The 1,419-nt window shown below is 82.0% G+C and carries 2 protein-coding genes; both read left to right on the forward strand.

Annotated features, from left to right (window positions below; all coding sequences use genetic code 11):
* The first annotated feature begins 18 nt into the window (after positions 1-18).
* Positions 19-627 (forward strand): hypothetical protein, encoded by a 609-nt coding sequence (locus GTR00_RS20800; RefSeq protein WP_166613426.1) that lies wholly within the window; start codon positions 19-21, stop codon positions 625-627.
* 19 nt (positions 628-646) lie between these two features.
* Positions 647-1,357 (forward strand): YcnI family copper-binding membrane protein, encoded by a 711-nt coding sequence (locus GTR00_RS20805; protein WP_166613427.1) that lies wholly within the window; start codon positions 647-649, stop codon positions 1,355-1,357.
* Positions 1,358-1,419: the final 62 nt, after the last annotated feature.

Raw genomic sequence — 1,419 nt, forward strand, 5'->3', positions numbered from 1 at the left:
GCTGGGTACGGTGGGCGCGTGCAGTCGCCGGACCGGGGTGCGGTGCGCCTGGTCCGCGCGGGGGCCGTGGCGCTGACCGTCGTCGCGCTGGCCTCGGCCGCGCACGTCGCCGGCGGCGCGCAGCTGCCGCCGCCGCTGCTCCTGGCGGCCCTGGCCGCCCTCACCGCCTGCGGCGCCTTCACCCTCACCGGCCGCCGGCTGTCCGTCCCCGCCCTGCTCGCCGTCCTCGCCGGCGGGCAGGGCGCGCTGCACGCGGGCCTGCGCGCCCTCGCCGCCGACACCGTCGCCGTGCCCGCGCACGGCCACCACCAGGGGTGGGTGCCGCTGGTGGCCGAGGCCGCCGGGCACGCCGGCGGCGGCTCACCGCTGCCCATGCTGCTCGCCCACGCCGTCGCCACGACGGCCGCGGCGCTGGTGCTGGCCCGCGGTGAGCGGGCGGTGTGGTCGCTGTGGGCGTGGCTGCAGCCGCTGCGGGTCGTGGTGCTCGCGGTGCTGCGGGTGCCGGTGCTGCGCCCGGTGGCGCCGGTGCCGGTGACGGTCCGGGTGCGCCCGCGCTCCGTGGTCGCGCGCCGGGTGGCGCGCCGTGGTCCCCCGGCGGGGTCCGTCCCCGCCACGACCACCTGCTGAACCACCCGGAGGAACCCCGATGAGCTCCACCCTGCGCTCCACCCTGCCCGCCCGCGCCGCGCTCGGCGCCGCCGGCGCCGCCGCGCTCCTGCTCGCCGCCGCCCCGGCGGCGAGCGCGCACGTGCGCGCGGTGCCCGACTCCACGGCCGCCGGCTCGTGGAGCGTGGTGACGCTGCGCGTGCCCAACGAGTCCGACACCGCCGCCACCACCGCCCTGAGCGTGACCCTGCCCGCCGACACCCCGTTCACGTCCGTGTCCGTCGAGCCCGTGCCGGGCTGGACGGCGGTGGTGCGGGAGGAGGCGCTGCCCGAGCCGGTGCAGGTCTCCGGCGCGACGGTCACCCGCGCCCCGCGCACCGTCACCTGGACCGCCGACCCCGGCACCCCCGGCGTGGGGGTGGGGCAGTTCCAGCGCTTCGCCCTGTCGGTGGGGCCGCTGCCGGCGGAGGGCACCCGCGTGCTGCTGCCGGCGGTGCAGACCTACGCCGACGGCGAGGTCGCCGACTGGTCGCAGGTCGCCGACCCGGGGGCCGAGGAGCCGGAGAGCCCCGCGCCGGGGTTCACCACCACGGCCGCCGCCGACGACGCGCACGCGGCGCACGGCGCGGCCGCCACCGGCGCAGGCACCGGCGCGGGCACCGGGCAGGGGGCCGCCGCCGGCGCGGCGGGCACCACCGGCGCCGCCCTGGTGCTGGCGCTGCTGCGCCGCCGCGGGCCCGCGCCGCGCTGACCCGCCCGCGCCGCCGGCCCCCGCGAGCGCTCGCGGGGGCCGGCGGCCCACCCCTCCCGGCG

Source organism: Kineococcus indalonis, assembly GCF_009906395.1.
In the GTDB taxonomy this organism is placed as follows: domain Bacteria; phylum Actinomycetota; class Actinomycetes; order Actinomycetales; family Kineococcaceae; genus Kineococcus; species Kineococcus indalonis.